We start from the raw sequence: 19725 nt of genomic DNA, 5'->3' as shown, positions 1-19725 counted from the left end.
AACTGTCATCAGAATCATCATTGCCGAAAACACACACCCAAACCATCAAGATCCGAGTGCACACAAACGTCACAACAATCTATGCATGACACACTGTTGAGTTCTCAAACATCACACGCTTCGAAGTTTCCTGCGCTTGTCTCGCGCAGTTCGTCTTCGAGCTGATGCAGTCCGAAACCTTAGGTCCTGACTCCGGTCTGTGCCAAATCCGTGTGGACTTGCTTTTCTGACCGGCGTCCGAACCAGGGGTTCGAGACTTGGTGGTCGCGGGGCCGGAAGCCCTCCGGCTGACCGCCGTCTTGCTTCCCGCCGCACCCGGCGACAAAGAGAACATTACGCACACCCGCCCGGAAGCACAAATCGAAACGACGTGACCCGGGCCACAGGGTCCCAGTGGGGCCGCTGAGACGCCTGGGAACGACTCGTGGGCGGCCCCCGAGGGGACCGCCCACGAGGGGGATGTCGGAGCGGCTCAGCGCACGCGCACGCCCGCGAACCGCTTCTTCCCGCGGCGCAGTACCAGCCATGATGAGGCGATCAGGTCGGCGGCGGCGGGCACGTGCTCGGGGTCGTCGACCCGCACGTTGTTGAGGTACGCGCCGCCCTCCGTGATCGTGCGCCGTGCCTCCCCCTTGGACTTGGCCAGGCCGGTCAGGGTCAGCAGCTCGACGACGTCGGGGATCCCGGCGCTGCCGTCGATGTCGACGGCGCCGGCCTCGCCGAGCGCGGCCTCGAGCGTCGTACCGGAGAGCAGGGTGACGTCGCCACCACCGAAGAGCGCCTCGGCCGCCGCCTTGGCGTTCGCGGTCTCGGCCTCGCCGTGGACCAGCGTGGTGACCTCGTCGGCGAGCACCTTCTGCGCCTCACGCAGGAAGGGCTTCTCGGCGTGCCGTGCCTCGAGCTCCTCGATCTGCTCCCGCGGCAGGAAGGTGAAGACCCGCAGCAGCTCGCCGACCTTCTCGTCCTCGATGTTGAGCCAGAACTGGTGGAAGGCGTACGGCGGCATCATCTCGGCGTCGAGCCACAGCGCGCCGCCCTCGGTCTTGCCGTACTTGGTGCCGTCGGCCTTGGTGATGAGCGGCGTGGCGAACGCGTGCGCCGTGGCACCCTCCGCGCGGCGGATCAGCTCGACGCCACCGGTGAGATTGCCCCACTGGTCGGATCCGCCGAACTGGAGCGTGACGCCCCGCTCGCGGAAGAGGGTGAGGTAGTCCATCGACTGCAGCAGCACGTAGGAGAACTCGGTGTAGCTGATGCCCGACTCGAGCCGTCGCTTCACCGTCTCCCGCGCGAGCATCCGGTTGACCGGGAAGTGCTTGCCGATGTCGCGGAGGAAGGCGATGACCGACAGGCCCCCGGTCCACTCGTGGTTGTTGACCATGGTCGCCGCGTTCGCGCCCTCGAAGGAGAGGAACGGCTCGATCTGGCCGCGCACCCGCGCCGTCCACTCCTGGACGGTGTCGAGGGAGTTGAGTGTGCGCTCGCCCGAGTCGCGGGGGTCGCCGATCATCCCGGTGGCACCACCGACGAGCGCGAAGGGGGTGTGTCCGGCTCGCTGGAGCCGCATCGCGGTGACGATCTGGACCAGGTTGCCCATGTGCAGGCTCGGCGCGGTCGGGTCGAAGCCCACATAGAACCGGACGCTCGCCTCGCTCAGCGCTGTGCGCAGCGCCTCGCGGTCGGTGGACTCGGCCAGCAGGCCGCGCCACTCGAGGTCGTCCAGAAGCGTGGTGTCGACGGACACGTCGATCCTTTCGTCGTGCGGTGAGATGGGACGGTTTCCCGCTCCAAGGGTGCCCCATGGGCGGCAGGGCCGCCCACTGGGATCTGCGCGGTGGACGCGGGTACGTTGCGAGGACGATGACCACCAACCAACGAGTAGCGGGGCGGTACGCGCTTCGGCACGAGATCGGTCGCGGCGCGGGCGGCGCGGTCTGGGCGGCCCACGACGAGGTCCTCGGCCGGCCGGTCGCGCTCAAGAGGCTCGTCGCCACGTCCCCGCTCGGCGACGACGCCGTCCGCGCCGAGCGCGAGGCCCGGCTCGCCGCCCAGCTGCGACACCCGAGCGTCGTCTCCGTCTACGACCTGGTGACGGAGACCGACGGCACCTGGCTCGTCATGGAGTACGTCGAGGGGCAGGCCCTGTCCGCCGTCGTACGCGAGGCACCTCTCTCCGCCGACGACGCGGCCCGGGTGCTGGCTCCGGTCGCCGACGCGCTCGCGCAGGCCCACGCGCTCGGCATCGTGCACCGTGACGTGAAACCGTCGAACATCCTCGCCGGGCCGGAGGGCGCGAAGCTCACCGACTTCGGCATCGCCCGCGGCTCCGAGGACGCGACACTGACCCGCACCGGACTGGTGACCGGCTCCCCCGCGTACCTGGCGCCCGAGGTGGCGGTGGGCGGCCAGGCGACACCGGCGAGCGACGTCTGGTCGCTCGGCGCCACGCTGGTCCACCTGCTCACCGGCCGGCCGCCGTACCACCGCGACGACCTGGACAACGGGCCGCTGGCCGTGGTCTACCGGATCGCGCACGAGGATCCTCCGGTCGTCGCGGACGCCGGGTGGCTGGCACCGTTGCTGGCCCGCACGATGGCGAAGGACCCGCACGCGCGGCCGACGATGGCGGAGGTCCGCGACGCACTGAGCCGCACCGTCGCCGCCGCGGAGCAGACGATGGCGCTCCCGGCACTCCCCCGTGCCCGGCGCACGACGCGGGCGCTCGCCGGCGTCGCGGCCGCCGCCGTCCTGGTGCTGCTGGTCGTGGCCGTGCTGCTGCTCCGGCCGGACGGCGACGGCCCGCCCGGGAGCCGGGAGACGCCGCGGTCCGCCGGAGCGCCGAGCGTGCCGGCCACGTCGACGCCCGTGCGGACGGCCGCCGAGCTGGAGGAGTTCGCCGGAACCTACGTCGCGACCGCGAGCAGCGACCCGGACGCGGGCTTCGCGATGCTGACGCCGGCCTATCAGGCGAGCAGCCCGGACTACGCCGGGTTCTGGGGGAAGGTCAAGAACCCGAGGATGCTCGAGGTCACGGGAGACCCCGCGGCGATGACCGTGACCTACCGCTACTCCTACGTCCTGTCGGGCCAGGGCCGTCGCACCGAGCGGGTCACCCTGCGGCTGGTGGACGAGTCCGGAAAGCTCCTGATCGACGGTGCGACGGCTGGGTAGCCTGCCTCAATGAGCGGGTACGGCGTGCTGTCGGCGGATGACGCGGCGCGGCTGCTGCTGCCGGTCGCGGAGTCGCTGGCCTCGGTGCACGCCGCCGCCGCGCGGCACGGCGCGATCTCCCCGGCGGCGATCGAGGTCGGCACCGACGGGCGGGCGCTGCTGGTCGACCGCACCCGGGTCACTCCGGATCCGGCCTACACGGCTCCCGGCGGAGCCGACGACGTCTGGTCGCTGACGGCCGTGCTGCTCCACGCCACGACCGGGCGCCCGCCGACCGGCGAGGGCGCGCCGCCCGACGTACCACGGACGACCGGGTGGCTGGCGCCGCTGATCGAGCTCGGGCTGCGCCCCGATCCCCAGGACCGGCCGTCGGCCGCCGAGTTCGCCGACTACCTCCGCGCCCGGGTCGCCCCGCCCGCCGAGTCCCGCTCGCTCCCGGTCGGGGCGCTGGTCCTCGCCGGCGCAGCCGTGCTGGCGCTGCTGGGCGTCGTCGGCGCCGCGCTCCTCTTCACGGGCGGCGACGAGGAGCCACGGACGCGGCCGGAGAGCCCGGCCGCCACGAGCGGCGAGCCGGAGGACGACCCGACGACCGCGGAGCCCTCCGACGGTCCGGCGCCACCGACCGCGGCGGAGCTGGAGAACTTCGCCCGCGACTATGTCGCGACCGCGAGCGGCGACCCGGGGCTGGGCTTCACGTGGCTGACCGCCGCCTACCAGCAGCGCAGCCCGCGGTACCGGGAGGTCTGGTCCTCGATCCGCGACCCGCGCGTCCTGTCGGTCAGCGCAGACCCGCGCGCCATGTCCGTCAGCTACCGCTACCGCTACCGGCTCGCCGGTGGCGGCTCACGCACCGAGGACATCACGCTCTTCCTCGTCCAGGACGGCGAGCGGCTGCTCATCGCGGACGCGACGGCCCGCTAGGACTCGACCTAGGAGTCCTGGGTGCCGATCGCGGCCGCGACCCGGTCCCGTGGCCCGGCGACGAAGACGTACTCGACATTGCGCAGCCGACCGACCTGGCCGACCCGCTCGCCGGCGGCGTTGTGGATGCCGATCTGCGCGCCGACGTACCGCTTCCGGTCGAAGGCGAGGACCTCGACGCTCGCGTGGCCCGCGTCGCGGAGCCAGCGGGTCATCTCGTCGGGGCTGACCCACGACTCGTCGTTGTAGGAGACCAGCACCACCTCGGCGCGCAGGCGTCCGAGGAGCTCGGCCAGCGCCGCTGGCATGGCGCGACGGTTGTTGAAGACGCTGCGCCGCTCGCGGACGTCGACGCGCTTGCAGGCGATGCCGTAGTGCTCGGGCGCGTCCCAGCGGACCAGGGTCTCCCAGATGTGGTAGTTCGCGAAGTAGCGATGCTGGTTGTAGGGCGGGTCGACGTAGGCGAGGTCGACCCGCTCGAGGTCGTCGACGACGGCCATCGCGTCGCCATGGACGGTGCGCCCGGGTCCGGGCAGCAGCGCGGGGCGGCGTAGGTCGAGATCGGCGTTCGAGCGCGGTGCCCACTGCTTGAGATAGGCCATCTGCACCCCCGTGGTCGAGTCGACCCGGTCCGCCGCCAGCAGCAGGCTGGTCAGCAGCAGCGGCCGCAGCGGGCTCCCCGGTGGGTGGTCGCGCTCGATCGCGTCACGGATCGCGTCGATCCGGCGACCGTTGCGTGGTTGGAAGAAGCGCGCCTGCTCGCAGAAGGTCGTGGTGACATAGCCGCGCTCGCCGGGAAGGCCAGCGAGGCGCGCCAGCTCGGCGTCGAGGGCGGTCTCGTCGACGTCGCCGGCGTCGGTGGCGACGAAGCAGTCGCTCAGCACCGCGGAGTACGACGCGAGGTCGGCCGCGGTCACGTGCATCCCCTGCCGCTTGAGCTCCTGCGCGACCCGGGTCGTACCGGTGAACAGGTCCACCGCCGTGCGCGCTCCGGTCGCGGCCGCCAGCTGCCCCAGCACGGGCACGAGCGTGCGCTTCGAGCCGAGGTACTTGATCACGCCCCGCAGCCTAGGGTGCCGCTGCCCGGGTACCACGTGTCGATGGGTCGCATCCGGGTGGGCACGTCGGGCTGGGCGTACGCCTCCTGGCGCGGCGACTTCTACCCGAAGGGCCTGGCGCAACGCGAAGAGCTCTCCTACCTGGCCGGTCGGATGTCGTCGATCGAGGTCAACGGCTCCTTCTACGCGCTGCAGCGACCGTCGACGTACCGGAGGTGGCGCGACGCCGTCCCCGACGACTTCGTGCTCGCGGTCAAGGGCAGCCGGTTCATCACCCACCTCAAACGGCTGCGGGACGTGGAGCAGGGACTGGCCCGCTTCTTCGACTCGGGCCTGCGCGAGCTGGGCCCGAAGCTCGGGCCCGTGCTGTGGCAGCTCCCCGCGTCCCTGTCCTACGACGCCGACCTGATGGGTTCCTTCTACAGGCTGCTGCCGAGCGACGTGCGGCACGTCCTGGAGTTCCGGCACCGCAGCTTCTGCGTCGACGAGGCGTTCGCGCAGCTGCACGAGCACGGCGTCGGCTGTGTCGTGTCCGACTCCCCGGGACGCTGGCCGATGGCCGAGGTGGTGACCAGCGACGTCGTCTACGTGCGGCTGCACGGTCACACGGAGCTCTACGCCAGCGGTTACGCGCCGCGCTCCCTCGACCGGTGGGCGGAGAAGTGCCGGCGATGGGCGGAGCGGGCCGACGTCTTCGTCCATTTCGACAACGACGCCCGGGGCCGCGCGCCCCACGACGCCGTGGCGCTGCGCGAGCGACTGGACAGGTGACATGCTCGGGGGCATGGCCGAGACTCCTTCCCCGCTCCAGCCGCTCGACGAGGACTGGCAGCGCGCCCTGTGCGTCGTCGCGCACCCCGACGACATGGAGTTCGGCGCGGCGGCCGCGGTCGCCCGCTGGACCGGACAGGGCAAGCACGTCGTCTACTGCATGGTGACCAGCGGCGAGGCCGGCATCGACGGTCTCGCCCCCGACGCGTGTCGTGAGGTGCGCGAGGAGGAGCAGGTCCGCTCGGCCGAGATCGTCGGCGTCGACGCCGTCGACTTCCTGCGCCAGCCCGACGGCGTCCTGGAGTACGGCGTCGCGCTGCGGAGCGTGATCGCAGCCGAGGTCCGCCGGCACCGGCCCGACATCGTGATCACCGGGAACTTCCGCGACACCTGGGGCGGGCGCAACCTGAACCAGGCCGACCACATCGCGGTCGGTCGGGCAGTCCTGGACGCCGTACGGGACGCGGGGAACCGGTGGGTGTTCGCCGACCAGCTCGGCGACGGGCCGGACGGGCTCGAGCCGTGGGGCGGCGTACGGGAGGTGTGGGCGTTCGGCTCACCCGAGGCCACGCACGCGGTCGACACGACCGACACCTTCGACGCCGGTGTGGAGTCGCTGAAGGCGCACGCGGCCTATATCGACGGGCTGGGCTGGGAGAACTGGGACCCGCGGGAGTTCCTCGAGGGGATGTCTCGGGCGGCGGGCTCGCGGCTGGGTGTGGCGTTCGCCGCGCCGTTCGAGGTGTTCCCCATGGGCTGGGGTGAGTGAGCCGGTGTCCGTCCAGACCTCGATATTCCGCGCCTGAGAGTCGATGGAGCACGACTCCCATGCACCCGCTGTCGCAGTCGACCGAGATCCCGTGGCAGACCCCTGCCCTGGCGCGGCACGACCGTCGCATGGCCCCCGCCGTGCTCGGCCTCGGGCTCGTGTTGCTCGCGATCCCGGTCGGGCTGATCCTCGGCGACCAGCAGGTGCCGGGAGTGTTCCTGCTGATCGTGCTGCTGCTGCCGATCATCGGCTGCCTGGTGTTGGGGCTCAAGCTGCCGACGGCGGCGCGGCGCAAGCTCGCCGCGACGCAGGCACTGGCCCGCTCGGGCGTCGAGGTACCCGCGCGGGCGATCGGCTGGACCCAGATCCCTCGAGAGACGGCCTCCACCGAGGGAGAGCTGCGCCTGCGGGTCACGTTGCCGGACGGGGACGAGGTCGTCCTCACGCATGTGTGTGACTGGTCCGACTGCGAGACAGCCGGCCGCGGCACCGCGGATTCCACCGTCCGGGTGATGGTCGATCTCGACACAGGCGTGTGGGCGGTCGTACACACCGGGCATGCGCGTAGCTGGACCGCGGAGGTGTAGCTGCGACCGACGAGCTGACCACTTGATCAGTTCAGACCGGGAATGCGCCGCTTGGGCGGAGATGCTCGTCGGGTGGAGCGGTTACAGCGTTCGACGGCCGTCGCCATTTCGTCGAACAGCGGCTCGTCGGCGGCCTCACCATGAGGGCGGTCCGCATTCGGCGGATCATCGTGCGTCCTCCTGGAGTCCTGATGTCTCAGCCTCGACCGATCGGTCCTCGCCTCCACCTTGCTGTCGTCGCGCTGCGGACCCTCGTCCTCTGCATCACGGTCTCCGTCGCCGGGCTCCCGTTCGTGGCCCCGCCGGCGGCCCACGCCGACACCGCGCCGACGCCGCTGGTCAGCCAGATCGCCGATGAGCCCATCTCGGTGAGCGCGGCTCAGTTCCGACGCCACCTGTTCGTCGCCGCGGACGCCGCCAGGCTCTCCGACCCGAGCAACACCGCGGATCTCCTCGCCGAGCGGGTGCTGCAGCACGTGTACGCACTGGACCCGCAGGCCGATCCTGCTGCCGCGGCCGACGCCGTCCGGACCCTCGTCACCGCCGCCGCGTCCGTCACGGGACCGGCGTTCGACTCCCGGATCACCAGGACGATGGTCCTCTTCCAGAGCGCGGCCACAGCCGACCAAGGTCCTCTCGCGGCCACCCTCCAGCGAGCCACCACCGAGTTGGTCAGACTGACGGCGGAGCAGATCACCACCATCACCGCCGACACCCACGCTGAGAGCGCTCTGGGAACCAACGGGGACACGGAGTCGCGCCTGCTGGCCTCCGCGACCTTCGCGCCGGCGGCCGTCCTGCGCGACAGCGTCGCGCTGGCCGACAGGTCCACCGGGTTCGCCTCGGCCAGGGACCTCGTCTGGAGCAGCGTCACCGGAGCCTCGATCACAGCTTCCACGACCGAGCTCCTCTCGACCGCCCCGAGGCTGGTCGGCAACCAGGACGTCCAGGCATGGGCGGCCCTGCGCGACCAGGCCGGCAACCTGAGCACGACGGGCGCCGTCATCGCCGGCACGCCGAGCAACCCCGCGCCGAACACCATCGGCGCCACCATGGCCGAACTGGGCGGAGCCCTGCGCACCACCGTCGAGGTCGCCGCGGCCAGCACCGGGACGACCCCGATGGACGCGGCAGTCGCCGAACAGGCGGTCGAGGACGCCCGCGACAGCCAGACCACCCTCGCGCTGCAGACGGGCTTCCTCACGGGCAGCACGAGCGCGGCCAAGGACATCGTCGAACAGGTCGGTGCCACGGCCATCCAGGCGACCCTGATCGCGATGACGTTCAACGACTTCGCCAAGGGGAACATCGGGCGCGCCGCACTGTCGGCCAACGCGATCGGTGTGGTGATGACGCTGCTGCCGGTCGTGCTCGAGTGGGCCGGTGTCTTCGGGCCGTCCGGCGAGGACCTCGTCATGACTCAGCTGGACAACATCTCCCAGCAGATGGCTGACTTCCAGAACCACGTGACCGGCCAGTTCACCCAGGTGTTCGAGTCGCTCTCGCGCGTCTCCGCCCAGCTCGACGACATCACCCAGAAGCTCGACCGCGCCGTGATCGACATCGAGCAGGCGCGCGTCCAGATCGGCCAGCTGTACGACGGCCTCAGCAGGCTGCAGGGATCCCTGGACGCGGTGCAGAACAACATCCTGGAGGCGCTGCGCAACGGGACCAACTCCCAGCTGCGGCAGACCATCAACTCGGCCCTGGGCTACGAGGAGCGCAACGGCAGTGCGCTCCCGCTCAACGAGTTCAACAGCGCGGCGGCCTACCTGCACACCTTCGTCACGGTGACGGCCCGCCACAGTCCGGAGCTGAACACCGACCGCCCGTCGTTCGACCTCCAGAACGACGCCAACCAATTGAGCACCGGGATCGCCAGCAACGTGCACTTCCTCGACCAGGTGCCGGTGAAGCGGGGATGGAGCAACGGCCGACTCTCCGGGCTCACCGGAGACGCCCCCCAGCTCGCCAACACGGACGACTTCGTCCTCGCGTCGCGGGCCTACGCACAGCTGATGATGGAGAACCCCCGCTACGTCAGTGCCGGCTATCGCCGCTGGCTCAGCGACATCCAGCAGCAGGGCACGCCGCTCGCGGACCTCACCTCGGCGATCTCGACGCCGGACACCGCCGACGGGACACGCAGCACGCTGCTCAACCACCTGGTCTGCGAGCGCACGAGTGCCGCCTTCACCCCGACGACCACCCCGGCGTGCCGGCCGCAGACCGAGGAGACCGCCCCGGTCGACGCGTTGGTGGCTGAGGCCACCGGCCAGCTGACCGGCACCGTCCCCGGCTTCGACGGCCCCGGAGAGCGCACCCCCTCCTCTCCGCTCACGACCAAGGGAACGGCGACCTTCGACCCCTTCGTGAACAGCTCGCGCGACGCCTCCGACCTCTCCGACCTCTGGGCCCAGCTTCCCGACCGAGACCAGGTCTCGCAGTGCGGGGCGGCCGCCGGTCAGACGGCCCCCGCCCGGGGTGCCATGGACCGTCCCGCGTCGCTGACTCCGAGCTCGCAGGGTGTCCCGGAGGCCTTCGGATGGGCGCACCGGATGGGCCTGGGCACGCTGCGGGTGTGCTACCGGACCAACCTACGGGCCACCACGGTCAGCGCCTGCCAGTTCGGTACGCAGTGGATGGTGGTGCACCGGTTGGGCGATACGACCTGCCGCAACACGTACTGGGATCCGGGCTTCCTCAGTGCCCCTGTCTGGGGCGCCCCGACCACGGTGCAGTACAAGTACGACGACATCGCGTTCGTGTGGACCTACACGCCGGCGGATACCAGTGCGGCCCCGATCTATGTCCAGAGCCTGGTCAGGCGCGGTGCCGTGACGGCCTCCAAGACGCCCGCACGCGCGCTCAACCCTCCGCTGCCGCCAGGCGGGTACGACAGCGCCGGTGCGCCGCAGACGTACATCAGCGATGTGGACCTCGAGGCGTCGTCAGTCGTTGGCAAGTACGAGCTCGCCAACGTGGTGGTGGCACCGGAGTACGCCGCCCTCGGCACCGCCGCGCAGGTCCGCGCCGGATGGGCCGATGCGACCACGGCCACCGCGGGCGTCTCCTCGTACCAGGCCGCGACAGCCCCCGTCGTCGCCGGCGATCCCCTGGATCAGCCGATCGCCGGGATGGATCCCAAACTCGGATCGACTACGGTCCGAGACGAGGCGACCCAGGCCGCCGCAGACTCGGTCGACGACCACCTGGCCGTCCTGCAGGGCGACGTCTACCGAGGGCTTCTGCGCGGCTCCCAGACCGCCGGGAACACGACCTCCGGGCCACTCCACGACGCACTCGTCCGCCTCGACGGAGCGAACGCGCTGCTCAGCAGCTTCCTGCAGCTGGGCGCCAGCCGAGCCCTGCGCGAACGCGACCTCACCAGCCTCCCCAGCTCACTGGCCGGCTCGAAGGAGCTGACCGACGCGATCAGGACCGAGCTGGCCAAGACGGGTGCCGGGGACACCGGCACCGAGCCGAGCCGGCTCGTCGCCGACCTTCTCGACCCGTCCGCACTGGACGCCCTCGACGGACTGCTCCCGCCTGCGCCGAGTCCGTCCGGGCGCGCCCGCGCGGCAGCCGGCCCGAGCTCCACGCCGGGTTCGGTGCACCCCGCGCTGCTGGCGACCAACGACCAGCTGACGCTCGCCGCGATCGCGCTCGGCGCGCCGGCGCCGGTCGCGCCGCCCACCCCGCCGCCGGGCACCCCGGTCACGCCGGTGCCCCCGAGCCCGAACGCTCCCACGAAGATCGCCCTCGGCAGCGCCTGGGTGTCGATGGCCAACGTGGGCAGGCGATACAAGCAGCGTGTCGTCGCGACCGGCGGGACCACCTACAGCTGGTCTCGACAGGGCAAGCTGCCTCGCGGCCTGAAGGGGAGGACGAGCAGGTCCGGGCGTTCCTACGTCATCACGGGTCGCCCGAAGAAGTCCGGCATCTTCACCTTCACCCTGACCGTCACCGACACCGGAGGGATGCCCGCCGCCAAGCGCTACCGGATCTGGGTCCGCTGACCCCGCTGTCCCCCGCTGTCCGCCGCTGTCTCAGCCGTCGAGCGCGCCGACGTGCCGGAGATGCCGCAACGCACCGACGGCTCCCTCGCTCGGGTGCGACACCAGACGCGAGACCAGCACCAGCAGCGTCGTGCGGGCCAGCCCTGCGGCGTCCTCGGTGCGGCCGCGGAGACGCGCGGTCGCCGCCGCGAGCAATGCGTCGTCGGCCGTCGACTCGGTCATCGCGAGTGAGACGAGGTAGGGCTTGAGATAGGCGAGGTGATCCGCCAGGAAATCTGCCACGTCGTCGATCGACGCGGGCTCCTCGGCTGCCAGGCCGGCGGCGTCGTCGAGCAGCGTCGTCACGACCATCGAGGCCTTGCCCTTGAAGTGCGCGTAGACGGTGGCCGGGCTCAGATGGGCCCGCCGGGCGATCGTGGCGACGGAGAGCTCGTCGTACGACGTGTGCTTGAGCTGCTCGCGCACCGCGTGCATCGCCAGCTCCCGAGTCCGCTCGGCGCGGCGGCCGACCTGGGGCGGTGTCTGGGGGACGAGCCGCAGCTCTGCCATCCGATCGTCCAGATCGCGTGGGTCGCCGGGCACCCGCACCATCGCCATCGAGATCGCGGACGCCTGCTTCACGAAGGAGCTCGCAACGGGCGCGGTCGGGTCGGCGGCCTTGCGGAACACCGCGTCGTTCAGCAGACCGGTGTAGGCACCGACGTACTCGGCCACCGAGAAGGGCGGGCACATCTCTCGCTGCCAGAGGCGGAGGACGTCGGAGATGGCCGCGATCACCCGGGCGTCGTGGGTACGGACGTGAGCGCTGTAGGCGGACGTCGCCTGCTCGCCCCCGAAGGCACAGAGTCCGACGCGGAGCCGGTGCTCGGCGTCGTTGAGCAGTCGGGCGAAGTCGTGGGTGTAGTAGTCGGTGGCCGAGACGGACTTCTTCGCCGGGTCGTAGGTCGCCGCGGTGCGTGCGGCGACCTCCTCGGCGGGCTCCTCGTCCACGCCGTAGATCCGGTCGACCAGCGCGGCGGCGTACTGCTCCACGGACCCGAAGTGGTGGAAGAGGGTCGCCGGGCTCACCCCTGCCCGCTTGGCGATCTCTCGGGTGCCGATCGCCCCGACGAGCCCGGCCGCATCGATCTCCTTCAGCGCCTCGACCCCGGCCTCCAACAGCCGGCGGCGGGTGGTCTCCGCACTGCGTGGGGGCATGGGGCCGAGACTACTGCGGCCCGGGTCCGCCATGACGTCATCTCGACGGTCCAGGCTAAGGTGGCGCCCCTCGGGGCGGTAGCTCAGTCGGTCAGAGCAGAGGACTCATAATCCTTGGGTCGTGGGTTCGAGCCCCACCCGCCCTACGCAGACGCGCCACCTCGCGTACGCCGAGCGCCAGCACCGACAGTGCGACGGCCAGGACGGCGATCCCTCGCGGCCGGTCGTGCGGGGCGCCGTCCAGCACCGGCCCGCTCCCGACGAGGACCATCAGCAGGCCCAGGACGAACAGCGGCGCGACGTGCCAGCGGCGGGTCTCGCGCACCGGGGCGAGCCACATGAGCGCCAGGTTGCGCACCAGGCAGTAGCCGAGCCACAGCGCGAGGAGGGCCGTCAGTGCGGCGTACTCCCACGGGCCCCGGGTCAGGTCGCGGCCCCGGAACATGCCCACCGCCGCGGGCAGGAACAGCCCGCCCTGGAGCAGCACCCAGGGCAGGCACCTGCTGATAGCAGTCCTCTCCTGGCGCGGCACGGCCCCAATCTAGGTGCGCAGCGGGCCGGGGTCGAGCAGTGAGGCGAGACGGTCGGCGGGCGCGGAGCCGTGGACGGCCCGCTCCTCGGGCGTCATGGTGGCGACACAGCGACGCCAGGACTCCACACGCCCGAGCCGGCCGAGCTGCAGCGCGGCGGGCAGGGCGGCGCGCAGCGCCGCCGGTGGGGCGAGATCGGACCAGACCTCCAGCGCAGCGTCGGCGATCCGCCACAGCCGGGGATCGTCGGTGGTCAGGCCGAGCGTCTCCTGGGCCATCGCGAGAGGCACGTAGAGACCGGCGAGCGGATCGCCGAGGAGCGAGTCGCCGAGGTCGAAGCAGCGCAGCGTGCCGTCCGGGGCGGTGACCAGGTTGTCGGCGTGCAGGTCGTTGTGGAGCAGGGTCAGCGGGAGGCCGAGGTCCTCGACCAGCTCGGCCCACCGCCCGACCGTGGGCAGGAGGCTCTCGAGCAGGATCGCGACCTCGGGCGCGAGTCGGCGTGGATCGGTGGGGGCCAGGGCGGCGAGGCGGCCGACCGCATCGGCGACGTACGTCAGGGCGTCGCCGGGCGACAGCACGGTGAGGCCGAGATCGTCCGTGGCGCCGACGAGCTCGCGCTGCACCACGGAGGCCTCGGTGGCGATCCGGATCCAGGTCGCCAGCTCGGCGCCTCCCCCGCCCTCACGGACGGTGGGGCCGAGATCGGCGGTCAGCAGCAGGTCACGGTCGGGCTCTGCGGCGAGGACGGGGACGACATGCTCGGGGACGACCTGCGCCAGGCGGGCCATCAGCCGGGCCTCGTGGGCCTGTCCCGGGCAGTTCTGCTTCGCGTACGCCGTCCGGCCCGCGACCGTGACCCGCCATACGACGGACCAGGGCCGTCGACTGACCTCCTCGACCCGCTCGGGGACGCCGATGGCGGCGGTCACGAACGCACGGAGCTCGGCGCGGAACTCCTCCGTCGCCCAGATCGCGCTCGTCCATGTGCTCGTGCTCACCCCTCCAGCGTCACCCCGTGGGGCCCCGCGGCGCCACTCGGTTTCCACACGGCGCCGACCGAGCCCCTAGCGCCGGATGGTGACGCCGCTCCCGGGCGGGCCCATCCGCACCACACCCAGGTCGCCGCCGAGGCCGCCGGGTCCCTGGTCCTCACTGCCGCCGGAGGGCAGGTCGGCGTCGAGGTCGGCGAGGACCACCTCGGTGCCGGCCTCGATACCGTCGAGGATCTCGACCTCGGTGCCGCCGACGACGCCGGTCACCACCGGTACCTGCCGCGTCTCCGCGCCGACCAGCGTCGTGACCGTGCCGTCCGCGACGGCCGACGCAGGCAGGGTGACGGCGTCCTCGGCACTCGCGACGACGACCTCGACCGCGGCCGGTAGGCCGTCGGGCAGGGTCAGGTTCCGCTGGTCGAGCGTCACCTCGACGGCGTACGTCGGATCGGCGTCGGTGTCGGTCGTGCTGGTGGGGACGCCAGCGACCCGGCCGACCACGCCGATCAGCGGCTCGTCGGCGCCCGCGGGTGTGGCGACGACAGGGGTGCCGACCGCGAGCTGCGCGGCCTGGGCTGCCGTCGCCTCCAACGCCACCGTCGTCACGCCGGGAGCGACCACCACGGCGACCGTGTCGCCGGTCGCGACGACATCGCCCCGCGCCACCGGCAGCGCGACGACGGTCCCGCCGGCCGGCGCCCGGACCACCGCGGCGCGCAGGTCGGCCCGCGCGGCGGCCAGGTCGGCGCGGGCCCGGTCGATCGCGGCCTGGTCGTCGGCCAGGGTGGCCGCTGTGACGGTCCGGGTGTCGCCGCCGTTCGCCGACGCGCCGCCGGTGCCGCCCGGGCCGCCGGTGCCACCCGTGGTCGGTGTCGGGGTGGCCGTGGCGGTGGGGTTGCCGCCCTTCCCGGAGGTGTCGGCACCGACCGCGTCCTGAGCGGTGAGCTCGCCGAGGGCCGCGGTGAGCGTCGCGGTCAGCGTGGTGAGCGCCTGCTGGAGGGTGTCCTGGGCGTCGGCGGTCGCGGCCTGGGCCGACTGGACGGCTGCCAGGGCCCGGGCGCAGTCGTCGGTGACCGTCGTGCCCTCCGCGGGGTGACCGGTCGGCTGGTCCGCGCCGTCGACGGTCGCCCGCGCGGACTCCTCTCCGGTCGCGGGACCGCTCGCGGCGCACGCGGTCTGTTGGGTGTGCAGCGCGGCGGTCGATGTCGCCAGCGCCGTGCCGGCCGCGGTCTGCGCGGCGAGGACCGCGTCCTGCTGGGCGGTGAGTACGGCGAGGTCCGGGGTCGGTGCGGCAGTCGGGGACGACGTGGCCGAGGGTGCTGTCGTCGGGGACTTCGCGGCGGACTTCCCGTCGGACTTCCCGGCGGTGGACGAGGAGGCCGCGGCGGCGACCGCGGCGGCCTGGGTGTCGCGGTCCGCGGCGAGTTGTGCCTTCGCGGACGCGAGGTCGGCCCGGCCCCGGTCGACGCTGGCGCGCAGCGACGCGCGGTCGAGGACGGCGATCACCTCCCCCTGCCGGACCTGGTCACCCACGGCGACGGGCACCCGGCTCACCTCGCCGGCCGTACCGAAGGCGAGGTCGGCCCGCCCGGTGGCCTCGACGACCCCCGACAGGTCCAGGACCTGCTCGACGTCGCCGAGGGCGGCCTGGACGGTGCGGTACCGGACGGCGTCGTCCGCGGCCGCGCCGTACGCCGCGAGGCCGGTGCCGGCGACCGCGAGGACCGCCAGCGGAACGACGAGCCGCCGCCCGCTCAGCGTCCGCACTGGCCGTCCACCCCGTCGCTGACCTGGATCGCCGTCGCGGTGACCGCGCCGGCGTCGTCGGCATCGCCCTGCACCCGCACGCAGCGGCCCCGGGTGAGGGCGGCGGCGCCGGCCGTGACCTCGCGGGTGTAGGTCGTGTCGCCGCCGACGGTGACGGTCACCTGACCATCCCTGCCCTCGACGACGAAGCCGCCGTCGGTAACCGAGGTGACCGCACCCACGAGACCGAACCCGCCGGCCATGCCCGGCGGCCGGTCGGTGGGCAGCTCGGAGGGCAGCTCGGAGGGCGTACCGCTCAGCCGCTTCCCCTCGCCGGGACCGCCCGGGCTCCCGCACCCGGCGTCGGTCGCCGCGGCCACGGCCACCGAGGTCGCGGCGACCTGATCGGTCGGCGTACCGGCGTCGGCGGTGCGGACCACGACGCAGGCCCCGGCCCGGACGTCGGCGAGGCTGCCGTCGACCTGGTCGGTGACGGTGGTGCTGTCGGTGACCGTGACGGCGGTCTGGCCGGACATCTGACTGCGGACCTGGAGGACCCGGCCGTCGACGGCCGCGATCTGACCGACGGTGCCGGGCGGACCGACCGCGCCGTCGGGCGCGGCCCGGACGGAACCGCTGCCGGCCTCCGTGGTGTCGGTGACGGCGCGCCCGGCAGGCTCGTCGCTCCCGCAGGCGGCGAGCAGCGCCGCGAGGGCGATGCCGGCGGCGGTGGCCGAGAGGGGGCGGGACAGAGGACGGATCATGGTGGCTCCTTGATCTTGGTGGGCGGTGGTCATTCGCTGCGGAGCGCGTCGATGGGGGTCAGCCGGGCGGCCCGCGTGGCGGGGTACACGCCGAAGCCGACGCCCAGCGCGAGAGCCGTCGCGAGCGCGGCCGTGGTCGCGAGCAGCGAGACCGCGACCGCCTGGTCGATGAACCGCGGGAGCGCCTGCGCGCCGACGATGCCGACGAGGACGCCGACGATCCCGCCGGTCAGGCCGAGCAGGGACGCCTCGACGAGGAACTGGCGCCGGATCACCCGCGGCGTTGCGCCGAGTGCCTTGCGCAGGCCGATCTCGCGGACCCGCTCGGTGACCGAGACGAGCATGATGTTCATGACGCCGATGCCACCGACCAGGAGCGAGATCCCGGCGACGCCGCCGAGCAGCACGGTGAAGGTCCGGTTGGTCTCGTTGGCGGTCTCGACCAGCGAGTCCTGGGTGGCGATCGAGAAGTCGGCCTCCGCGGTGGTGACCCCGTGTCGGGTGGCGAGCAGCGCCTCCACCTCCTGGTACGCCGCCGCCAGGGTCGTCTCACTGCGAGCCTCGACATAGATCGTCGAGACGGCGGTGGAGGTCGAGCCGGTGAGGCGGCTCGCCGTCCCCACGGGGACCACGGCCACGTCGTCCTCGCTCGTCCCCGACGCCGAGGCGCCGGAGGAGGCGAGCACGCCGATGATCGTGACCCGGGTGCCGTCGACGGTGACCTGCTGTCCGACCGGACTCAGCCGCCCGAACAGCTCCGAGGCGGTGTCGGCGCCGATCACCGCGACGGCGGCGCCCTCCGCGGCCTCGGCGCGGGTGAAGAACCGCCCCGCGGACAGCTCGCGGCCGCGGACGTCGAGCCACGGGGGCGTCGTACCGACGAGCGAGGTGGTCCAGTTGGTGGCGCCGTTGACGAGCGAGACCGAGCTGGTGGCCGCCGGAGCGACCGCGGCCGCGTCGGGGACGACCTCCGGGTCGGCGATCGCGGCGGCGTCGGCGAGGGTCAGGGTCGAGGCCGAGCCGAAGCCGCCGCGCACGCCCGCGCCGCTGGTGCTGCTGCCCGGCGAGACGATGAGCAGGTTCGAGCCGAGCGCGTCGATCTGCTCCTCGACCTCCCGCTGGGCACCCTGGCCGAGGCCGACGGTGAGGATCACCGAGGAGATGCCGATGACGATGCCGAGGACGGTCAGTGCGGAGCGCAGCCGGTGCGCGCGGATCGCGGCCAGGCCCGAGCGGACCGTCTCCCACCAGCTCACCGGGTGGCTCCGGCGGCGGTGGGCCGGTCGACCGTGATCAGGCCGTCGTCGATGACCAGGTTGCGCTGGGCCCGGGCCGCGACGTCGGGCTCGTGGGTGATCAGCACGATCGTGCGCCCGGCGGCGTGCAACTCGTCGAGCAGACCGAGGACCTCGCGCGTCGAGCCGGAATCGAGGTTGCCGGTCGGCTCGTCGGCGAGCAGGAGGTCCGGCTCGGTCACCAGCGCGCGGGCGACGGCGACGCGCTGCTGCTGGCCGCCGGACAGCTCGCCCGGACGGTGATCGACACGGTCGGCCAGGCCCACCCGGGTCAGTGCCGCCACCGCGCGCTCGCGGCGCTCGGCGCGCGGAACGCCGGCGTACACGAGCGGGAGCTCGACGTTGCGCCACGCCGGCATCGACGCGAGCAGGTGGAACTGCTGGAACACGAAGCCGATCCGGCGGTTCCGGATCACCGCCAGCGCGGCCTCGTCCAGCGCCGCGGTGTCCTCGCCGGCGAGCACGTAGTGACCCTCGGTGGGCACGTCCAGACAGCCGAGCAGGTTCATCAGGGTCGACTTGCCGGAACCGGAGGGGCCGATCACGGCGACGTACTCCCCCACCCCGACGGACGCGTCCACGCCGCGCAGGGCCTCGAACTCGACCGCCCCGGAGCGGTAGGTCTTGCGGACGCCACTGAGCTCGATGAGCGCGCTCACCGGGTGCCCCCGGCCGGGCCACCGTCGATCACGACGCCACCCGGTGGCATCCCACCACCGTCCTGCATCCGATCCCGGAACTGCTGCATCTGCTCCTGCATCTCCCGGTCGCCCCCGCTGCCGCCCGGGCCCGAGAAGCCGGGTACGACGACCAGGTCGCCCTCGCTCAGTCCCGACAACACCTCCGTGGCCATGCCGGCGGTCTCGCCGAGCTCGACGTCGGTGCGGGTCGCCGCGCCGGTGGCGGCGTCGGTGACCTTCTCGACGTAGGTGGCCTCACCGTCGGTGCGGATCGCGCGGCTGTCGACGGTGAGGACGCCGGCGCGCTGGCTCACGACGATCGAGAGGTCGGCCGACGTGCCGCCGAAGAGGTCGTCGCGCCGGTCGGTCACCTTGACGGTGACCGGGAAGACGGCCGCACCGCTGGAGTCGGCCTCGGCGACGAGGCCGACCTCCTGGACCGTGCCGTAGACGGTCTCGTCGACGCCGCTGACGGCGATCTCGGCCTGCAGGCCGGGGCTCACCTTCGCGATGTCGCTGCTGGCCACCATGGCCTCGACGACGAACGAGCCGGTGGACACGACGGTGACACTGCTGCTGGTGTCGCCGGTGTCGCCGGTGCCGCCGACCGGGTCACCGACCGGGTCACCGACGGCGATGCCGACGTCGGTGACGGTGCCCTTGACCGTGGCCCGCAGGACGGCGTCGTCCATCGCGGCCCGGGCCTCGACCAGCCGGGACTCGGCTGCGAGAACGGCTGCCTTGTCGGCGGCGACCTGCTCGGCGGAGGCGCCGTCCGCGACGTGCTCGGCCCGAGCGGTCTCGGCCGCGTCGAGCGCGCTGTCCGCGGCATCGAGCTCGGCCCGGAGCACCTCGTCGTCGACCGCCGCGAGCCGCTGGCCCTTCCTCACCGCGTCGCCGGGGCGCACGTACACGGCGGTGACGGTGCCACTCACGTCGAAGGACAGCTCCGCCGTTCGCGCGGCGGCGAGGGTGCCACTGGCGGTGACGGTCTGCTTCAAGGTCTGGGTCCCGACCGTCGCCGTGGTCGACGTGGCGGCCGCGGGCTCGTCGTCACGGAACAGCAGCCACCCACCGGCGACCGCGGCGAGGACGACCAGGGTGGCCAGGGAGACGACGAGGCGACGGCGACGACGCCACGGAGGGCGCACCCGTCGGAGCAGGGAGGCGATCACGCGGGTGACGATGTCGGCACGGACTGTGCCCGGGTTCGGGCAGCTCTGTG

15 protein-coding genes and 1 tRNA gene are annotated in these 19725 nt (G+C 72.6%); 7 read left to right on the top strand and 9 right to left on the bottom strand.

Annotation, left to right across the window (positions count from 1 at the left end):
• Nucleotides 1-472: 472 nt before the first annotated feature.
• Complete coding sequence (gene tyrS, locus RB608_RS25905; protein ID WP_308090978.1) at nucleotides 473-1744, bottom strand: tyrosine--tRNA ligase; 1272 nt, start codon at nucleotides 1742-1744, stop codon at nucleotides 473-475.
• A gap of 116 nt (nucleotides 1745-1860) precedes the next feature.
• Here tyrS and RB608_RS25900 point away from each other — a divergent pair, with 116 nt between their 5' ends.
• Entirely contained in the window at nucleotides 1861-3171 is a 1311-nt protein-coding gene (locus RB608_RS25900; RefSeq protein ID WP_308090977.1) for a serine/threonine-protein kinase, read from the top strand.
• 9 nt (nucleotides 3172-3180) lie between these two features.
• Complete coding sequence (locus RB608_RS25895; protein ID WP_308090976.1) at nucleotides 3181-4092, top strand: hypothetical protein; 912 nt, start codon at nucleotides 3181-3183, stop codon at nucleotides 4090-4092.
• A gap of 8 nt (nucleotides 4093-4100) precedes the next feature.
• On the opposite strand, the gene RB608_RS25890 is transcribed toward RB608_RS25895, so the two are convergent.
• Nucleotides 4101-5150 carry a DNA adenine methylase gene (locus RB608_RS25890; RefSeq protein ID WP_308090975.1) on the bottom strand — a complete coding sequence of 350 codons (1050 nt, stop codon included), beginning with the start codon at nucleotides 5148-5150 and terminating at the stop codon, nucleotides 4101-4103.
• A gap of 42 nt (nucleotides 5151-5192) precedes the next feature.
• On the opposite strand from RB608_RS25890, the gene RB608_RS25885 reads away from it, so the two are divergent.
• From RB608_RS25885 to RB608_RS25870, 4 genes are all read left to right on the top strand, one after another.
• The gene (locus RB608_RS25885; RefSeq protein ID WP_308090974.1) at nucleotides 5193-5921 is read left to right on the top strand and encodes a DUF72 domain-containing protein; all 729 of its coding nucleotides are present in this window, start codon (nucleotides 5193-5195) and stop codon (nucleotides 5919-5921) included.
• A 13-nt stretch (nucleotides 5922-5934) separates the two neighbouring features.
• Nucleotides 5935-6690, top strand: coding sequence for a PIG-L deacetylase family protein (locus RB608_RS25880; RefSeq protein ID WP_308090973.1), 756 nt, complete (start codon nucleotides 5935-5937; stop codon nucleotides 6688-6690).
• A 59-nt stretch (nucleotides 6691-6749) separates the two neighbouring features.
• Entirely contained in the window at nucleotides 6750-7277 is a 528-nt protein-coding gene (locus RB608_RS25875; RefSeq protein WP_308090972.1) for a hypothetical protein, read from the top strand.
• 191 nt (nucleotides 7278-7468) lie between these two features.
• Complete coding sequence (locus RB608_RS25870) at nucleotides 7469-11296, top strand: hypothetical protein (RefSeq protein ID WP_308090971.1); 3828 nt, start codon at nucleotides 7469-7471, stop codon at nucleotides 11294-11296.
• 30 nt (nucleotides 11297-11326) lie between these two features.
• Here RB608_RS25870 and RB608_RS25865 read toward each other — a convergent pair whose 3' ends face one another.
• Nucleotides 11327-12493 carry a TetR/AcrR family transcriptional regulator gene (locus tag RB608_RS25865; RefSeq protein ID WP_308090970.1) on the bottom strand — a complete coding sequence of 389 codons (1167 nt, stop codon included), beginning with the start codon at nucleotides 12491-12493 and terminating at the stop codon, nucleotides 11327-11329.
• Nucleotides 12494-12565: 72 nt separating this feature from the next.
• Between RB608_RS25865 and RB608_RS25860 the strand changes: the two genes are divergently transcribed.
• A tRNA-Ile gene (locus tag RB608_RS25860) sits at nucleotides 12566-12639 on the top strand.
• Between the two features lie 395 nt (nucleotides 12640-13034).
• On the opposite strand, the gene RB608_RS25855 is transcribed toward RB608_RS25860, so the two are convergent.
• The 6 genes from RB608_RS25855 to RB608_RS25830 form a co-directional block, all read right to left on the bottom strand.
• The gene (locus RB608_RS25855) at nucleotides 13035-14021 is read right to left on the bottom strand and encodes a phosphotransferase (protein ID WP_308090969.1); all 987 of its coding nucleotides are present in this window, start codon (nucleotides 14019-14021) and stop codon (nucleotides 13035-13037) included.
• Between the two features lie 66 nt (nucleotides 14022-14087).
• The gene (locus RB608_RS25850) at nucleotides 14088-15782 is read right to left on the bottom strand and encodes a biotin/lipoyl-binding protein (protein ID WP_308090968.1); all 1695 of its coding nucleotides are present in this window, start codon (nucleotides 15780-15782) and stop codon (nucleotides 14088-14090) included.
• Nucleotides 15770-16525, bottom strand: coding sequence for a DUF5666 domain-containing protein (locus tag RB608_RS25845; RefSeq protein ID WP_308090967.1), 756 nt, complete (start codon nucleotides 16523-16525; stop codon nucleotides 15770-15772). The genes RB608_RS25850 and RB608_RS25845 overlap by 13 nt, the downstream gene beginning before the upstream one ends.
• 29 nt (nucleotides 16526-16554) lie before the next feature.
• Nucleotides 16555-17781, bottom strand: a complete 1227-nt coding sequence (locus RB608_RS25840; protein WP_308090966.1) for an ABC transporter permease — start codon at nucleotides 17779-17781, stop codon at nucleotides 16555-16557.
• Nucleotides 17778-18479 carry an ABC transporter ATP-binding protein gene (locus RB608_RS25835; protein ID WP_308090965.1) on the bottom strand — a complete coding sequence of 234 codons (702 nt, stop codon included), beginning with the start codon at nucleotides 18477-18479 and terminating at the stop codon, nucleotides 17778-17780. Before RB608_RS25835 ends, RB608_RS25840 begins: the two co-directional genes overlap by 4 nt.
• Nucleotides 18476-19675, bottom strand: coding sequence for an efflux RND transporter periplasmic adaptor subunit (locus tag RB608_RS25830; RefSeq protein ID WP_308090964.1), 1200 nt, complete (start codon nucleotides 19673-19675; stop codon nucleotides 18476-18478). Before RB608_RS25830 ends, RB608_RS25835 begins: the two co-directional genes overlap by 4 nt.
• Nucleotides 19676-19725: the final 50 nt, after the last annotated feature.

Origin of the sequence: Nocardioides sp. LHD-245, assembly GCF_030929495.1 — a bacterium.
GTDB lineage: Bacteria > Actinomycetota > Actinomycetes > Propionibacteriales > Nocardioidaceae > Nocardioides.
The sequence above is the reverse complement of the archived record's forward strand: the minus strand, read 5'-3'. Positions and strand labels throughout refer to the sequence as shown.

What these genes read in the sequence shown, in the direction of transcription:
- RB608_RS25880 (WP_308090973.1), top strand. Translation starts at nt 5,935, where the DNA reads ATGGCCGAGACTCCTTCCCCGCTCCAGCCGCTCGACGAGGACTGGCAG.
- RB608_RS25900 (WP_308090977.1), top strand. Translation starts at nt 1,861, where the DNA reads ATGACCACCAACCAACGAGTAGCGGGGCGGTACGCGCTTCGGCACGAG.
- RB608_RS25895 (WP_308090976.1), top strand. Translation starts at nt 3,181, where the DNA reads ATGAGCGGGTACGGCGTGCTGTCGGCGGATGACGCGGCGCGGCTGCTG.
- RB608_RS25845 (WP_308090967.1), bottom strand. Translation starts at nt 16,525, where the DNA reads ATGATCCGTCCTCTGTCCCGCCCCCTCTCGGCCACCGCCGCCGGCATC.
- RB608_RS25885 (WP_308090974.1), top strand. Translation starts at nt 5,193, where the DNA reads ATGGGTCGCATCCGGGTGGGCACGTCGGGCTGGGCGTACGCCTCCTGG.
- RB608_RS25865 (WP_308090970.1), bottom strand. Translation starts at nt 12,493, where the DNA reads ATGCCCCCACGCAGTGCGGAGACCACCCGCCGCCGGCTGTTGGAGGCC.
- RB608_RS25870 (WP_308090971.1), top strand. Translation starts at nt 7,469, where the DNA reads ATGTCTCAGCCTCGACCGATCGGTCCTCGCCTCCACCTTGCTGTCGTC.
- RB608_RS25875 (WP_308090972.1), top strand. Translation starts at nt 6,750, where the DNA reads ATGCACCCGCTGTCGCAGTCGACCGAGATCCCGTGGCAGACCCCTGCC.